This window comes from Deltaproteobacteria bacterium, assembly GCA_022340465.1.
Lineage (GTDB): Bacteria > Desulfobacterota > Desulfobacteria > Desulfobacterales > B30-G6 > JAJDNW01.
Genome location: JAJDNW010000053.1, coordinates 1 through 5,377 on the forward strand (window position 1 = coordinate 1; position 5,377 = coordinate 5,377).

General features: G+C 55.4%; 3 protein-coding genes. 2 read left to right on the top strand and 1 reads right to left on the bottom strand.

The window, feature by feature from the left end:
* Positions 1–90: 90 nt before the first annotated feature.
* A complete protein-coding gene (locus tag LJE94_08350) occupies positions 91–1,245 on the bottom strand; it encodes a 4Fe-4S binding protein (protein MCG6910118.1) in 1,155 nt (384 codons plus the stop codon).
* 207 nt (positions 1,246–1,452) lie between these two features.
* Between LJE94_08350 and LJE94_08355 the strand changes: the two genes are divergently transcribed.
* Positions 1,453–1,881, top strand: a complete 429-nt coding sequence (locus LJE94_08355) for a DUF3783 domain-containing protein (GenBank protein ID MCG6910119.1) — start codon at positions 1,453–1,455, stop codon at positions 1,879–1,881.
* Between the two features lie 169 nt (positions 1,882–2,050).
* Positions 2,051–5,377, top strand: a 3,327-nt coding sequence (locus LJE94_08360) for a hypothetical protein (GenBank protein MCG6910120.1), incomplete at its 3' end; no start/stop codon positions are given.

The window sequence follows — 5,377 nt, forward strand, 5'->3', positions numbered from 1 at the left end:
CAGGCTTACCCAGGCGATATGGCCGTTTTTTTCAACTGTCAGCAGGGGGGCGTTGCTCATGGAATCCTCCGTGATATTGATTGTATTCAGCTAACCCGTAAGCGGCGGAATAAAGACTCTTCTGAATCCTTCCTGCAGGGAAATGGCTTCTTCGGGGCAGAAGCGTGCGCAGACGCCGCAGCCGATGCATTCGCGTTCATGTCTTTCCGCATAACCGTCTTCATGCAGAAAAATGGCGTCCGTCGGGCATCTCTCGACACAGGCGCCGCATCCGGTGCATGCGTTCGAATCGATGATGGAAAGATGATATGTGGAGTTAATCAGGGGCAGGGTGCCGTTGCGCCATAATCCGAAGGTGTCGCAGCAGTCTTTGCAGCAATTGCAGATGCTCGATTCCGGGCTCGATTCTCTGGATCCCGGATGAAAAGCCTTGTGTACAAGACCGGCGCTTTCAGAGGCCTTCATGATATCCAGCGCTTCCTTTTTTGAAATCGGCCGGGCGAACCCTTGAGCAATTGTGTGACGGGCGCTTTTGCCGAATGTAAAGCAGTTCAGGGTCGGCGCATCCAAGGTGCAGCCGTCGCTCAGCAGCGCCCGCCGTTGTCTGCAAAAGCAGTACCCTACGGCAATATCATCAAACTTATTGACAATATCAACAACAGTCTGGCTTGGAAGCACCGTATCATCGGGCATATCCACATGCTGGTCCACTCGAATGATGTTGATGGTCTGACCGTCTTCCGCGGTTCGTGCAGGAACCGTGCGGTCCATGGCCGGGGCGGCCGCGAATCGCGGTTCCAGTTGGGTGTAATTCCTCTGAATATCATCTTTGAGTTCGTCCAAAAGGGCTTCAAACAGCTCGGCCAGCTCCCGCTCTTCATCGCTGCCGGTGAGCGGTGTCATAAACCTGTATTCCATGAGGCCGATCATGACCAGCGGCAGCAGCCGGTATATCATAACCCCGGCGGAATTCGGCTGGTTGAAGATGAGCCCCTTTCTAGCAAGGCTGCCGGCCAGTTTTTCGATGGTCTCTTTCGAAAAGCCGCTGGAGTGCATGAGCTGGTCCATGCTTTGCGAAGGGGCGTCACGAAAAGCACAGATCAGATCGAGTTCCTGCTCATGATCCGCTACGACACGCCGCACAATGGCCATTGCGGTGTCGGTCACGGCAAATGGGAACATGCCCTGCTTACAAATCACGCCGGTTGCTTTTCTCAATTTTTGCGCCAAAGCCGGTGGCTCCATTGCTGGTTTCTCCTGGAATCGGGTTGAGATACACTTGCATGTTGCGCGTGTTTCATTTATATAAATGAACCTTGGCGAATTGTTTACCATACTTGCTGTTTTTTGAATAGATTTTTTCATTTTGCGGGCATTGGGCCGGTGGCCGCAAAAGGGCTCGATCAGCCGGCGGTAATACCAACGACCCGTCGGAATCATGAAAGCGATATCATGGCGGAAGCCAAATTTCAAAAACTGACCACGTCCGACGCCCCCCTGTACGGACTTCGAAAACTATTGCTGTGCGGTTTTCCTGCCGGCGCCCAGTCCAAGTTCAAAGCCGTTATCGGCATGGCGGGGTTGCAGGCGGTGCCTGTTGTCTGGATCTGCCGGCATCAGGAAACGGAGCTGCTGTCAGCGCTTTTCAACCTGCCGGAGGGTGCCGGCGAGGGGGAGTCCTCCGATTTGCCGCGGGCAATCATTGTAGGCGGCATTAGCGAAAAAGAACTGATCCGCCTGATGACGGTCTGCCGGAAAACCGGCATGAAGCAAGCGCTGTGGGCAACGCTAACCCCGACTTCGAAAAGCTGGACCCTCAAAGACCTGCTGATGGAACTTTCGGCGGAGCGCGCCGCGCTTCAGCAACAGAAAAGGCGGTGAAGCCACGCCCGGTTGCTCTGAAAATCAGGCGGGTTGAAATCACCGTCCGCCAGTTTTAACAAGGCGCCGGCATTCGGGCGGGCAACCGATGATCGTGAATCGCCCGACCGCCGGGGTGGATGAAATACCAATTGACACCCTGGCAGGCACTTCTGTATTTTGATGGGTGATGAGCACCCGAACAAAAAAGATTCTGAAGGGCGTCAGCCTGTTTACCGGCGTTGCGGCAGCCATTCTGATCGCAGGCGCGGTTTTTATATTTTATTACGTCAACAGCGATCGGTTCCGAGACCTGCTGTTGGAAAAAATCAACCGCTCGATCGCCGGCGAGCTGAGCATCGGCGGCCATAAAATTTCCATTCGATCCGGCCGCGTCGTCTGTAAAAAAGTCGCTTTCCGTGATGAATTCAGCAATACGTTGATATTGTTGGACACGCTGACAGTGAATCTCGCCTATCTGCCGTTGCTCAACCGAACAATTCTGCTGGAATCGATGGTCTTGCGGCACCCCGACGTCCGGCTCCGGGTCGACCAAGACGGCGTCCTCGATCTGGTGCGTGCGCTGCAACCTGCTTCGCAAAAACAGAGAGCGGAGGAGCCGCGCCCGGCAGGAACCCCTGTGAACGTTGTTGCTCAAAGTCTTTTGGTCGAAGGGGGTGCATTCCGCTTCGAAGCACCGGCGAACCGTTTCGGGGTGGAGGCCGCCGGCATTCGGCTTCAGGCCAAGGGAGACTTGGTGAAGAAGGCGGCAGGCGCCGCGCTTCATGTCGACCGTACCCGGCTTTTCCTGGGCGGGAAAGACCTTGAGATTCGTCCTGTCGTTGTTTATGGGGAACTGGCAGGTGACCGGCTTGAGACTTTGAGGGTTGAAGCGGGCACCGATTTCGCGGACATTCGTATGGAGGGAGACGTCAGCCGGGTATTCCATGATCCGGAGGTCAACCTGAGGCTGGTATTTGACGTGCTGCCCGCCGGCCTGGCCGAAATCGTACCGCTGCCTGCTGATATCAGCGGCAGGCTGGCCGGGGTGCTGACTGCCCGGGGCAACTGGAAGAACCCTGGAGCGGCGCTGCAACTGTCCTACGGGGGCGGGCGCATCGCCGGATATCCGGTGAAAGGAATGGATGCCGGGTTTCTATTGGAAAATAGAAAAATTGCGCTGAAAAATCTGAATATTACAGCGGACAGCGGGAAAATCAGCCTGGAAGGTTTTGCCGACCTGAGAGAAGTTTTGCCTGCGGAACTCGAATGGGCCCGCATCCAGCCCGACAAACTTGCCTATTCAATCCGGGCTCGGCTGAAGGATATCGATATCCATTCCTTTGGCAGGGGCGCCGGTCGCTTTCAGGGCACTTTGAGCTCCTCGTTGACGATCGAAGGAAAAGGCGTTGATCCTGAATCGCTGTCGGCATTCGCAACGGCGGAGGCCCTAGTATCAGAATGGATCGCCCCCGGCATGCAGCGGTCGACGGACGTTCAATTGGCGTTGTCCGGCGAGCTGAATGCGCTGAAAGCATCCTTCTCCAAAATTTCGATAATCACTCCGGAGGGTTCCATCAGCGGCCGTGCCGACCTGGATCTGTCCACGGAGCGCGTCGATGGGCAGATGACCGTCGACACAACAGACATCGGCAAGCCGCTCTCTCTGTTCGGTTTGCCCGGAAGATCGGGCGCGTGCCGTGCCGAAGTATTCGTGTCGGGAATCACACGACAACCGCAAATCGGCCTTCGCCTCACTGGAGAGGAAATTCAGTTTGACCCTGTCCGCCTGGGGGGGGTGGCCCTTGCGGCCGGAATGGATTCGGAAGGGATGCTGCGGATTGACTCATTGATACTCGACCGCCGCAACGCGCATGCCGAGGGGACAGGAACCCTGCAATTGTTCAGCGATGGATTCCAGCTTCATGACACCCTGCCGTTTCAGGCCCGTCTCAAGTTCAACGATGCCGAACCTGGAGATTTTGTGGACGGACTGCCCGTGAAGGGATCTTTTCAGGGGGAGATCCAGATCGATGGAGATCTACATTCGATTCAGGCTATTGCGGGGATCAGGGGGAGCAGGGTCGCCTATGAAAACATCCTCTTGGGGGACATGGATGCCGGGATCGGTTTTAAAGAGGGCAGGGTCTTGCTGGAGTCGATGCAGATGAAAAACAACGCTGCCGTGTGCCGTGCCAGTGGTGAACTGCAGCTTTTTGAACCGCGGTCGTGGCAGGTGCTGGCGGATCCGAATCTTAAAGCAGAGATGACGGCGGAGGCAATTTCCCTTGCGGATTATGTCCCCGTGGAAGGGCGCCTTGATTTGAGTGCCCGGGTCGAGGGTCCTCTGTCAAATTTGCAGGGCAGCGGGCATATCGAGGCGAGAGAGATTCAGTACCAGGGCCAGTGTGCCGAACGGATGGTAGTGGACGTGCGGTTGAGCGGCGATCGCCTGCATATTCTGCCGCTTCAACTGGACTTCGATCCGCAAAACGTCGTGACAGGGTCCGGGTGGATCGATTTCGAGCACCGTTTTTCATTTGAGTTGTCATCAGAAGGCTTCCACCTCAAAAGCCTCGCAAAAATTCGAGAGATGGAAGCTGTCGATGGCAAAATGGATTTTCATGTGCGGGGCGAGGGAGGCATCGAAGATCCGGCAATCTTCGCCGATATCCGCCTGAAAGAGTTATACGTCAACAGCGAGCAACTGGAGGACTGCGAGTTTCATGTCAAACTGATTGACAACCTGGTGTCTGTCGAGGGGCGCCAGACCTTTGAGCTCAAGGGAGACTACCATCTGAGCCGCAAAGATTTTCATCTCAATCTCATTTTCAGGGAAACGGATGTTACGCCGCTTTTGTTGGCACTGGGGGTGCGGGACTTCGAAGGAATTCTCAGCGGCAGGATTGCGGCCGAGGGCAAAACCGAGGCCATTTTAATGAGCAAAGCGGTTCTTGATGTCACCGGATTGGCTTTAAACTATCGCGGCCAGCCATTTGTCGAATCGAAAAAAATTCATGGAACCCTGAGGAATCAATCCTTTTCTGTTCCTCAGTTTCGTTTGAAGGTCCTGCAATCCGGAGAGGTGCGGATCAAGGGGACGGGAAATTTCGATGGCTCTTTCGACCTGAGCGCTGAAGGCGAAATGCCGGCGGAATCTGCCTTGTTCTTCCTTGAGGATGTTGCAAATATCGAGGGGAAATTCGGCATCCGGGCCGAGGTGAAAGGTACCGCGGCAGACCCCGAGATGATGGCGGAGATCGTTTTTCAGGAGGTGGGGTTCACGCTGGCTACCATCTCTTCTTCTTTCAAGGATATCAACGGAAAGATCATGCTTACCCCGAAGCTTGCGACAATCGAAAATATCGTCGGCAGACTGGACTCGGGATCATTTCGAATCGGCGGCGAGGCCGTGCTCGAAAAATTCCGCATCCAAAAGGTGCGCATGGCGCTCACGGCCCGCCAGCTGCCGATCCTCGTTCCCCAGACCATGGAAATGGAAATCGACGCCGATCTC

What these genes read in the sequence shown, in the direction of transcription:
- LJE94_08350 (MCG6910118.1), bottom strand. Translation starts at nt 1,245, where the DNA reads ATGGAGCCACCGGCTTTGGCGCAAAAATTGAGAAAAGCAACCGGCGTG.
- LJE94_08355 (MCG6910119.1), top strand. Translation starts at nt 1,453, where the DNA reads ATGGCGGAAGCCAAATTTCAAAAACTGACCACGTCCGACGCCCCCCTG.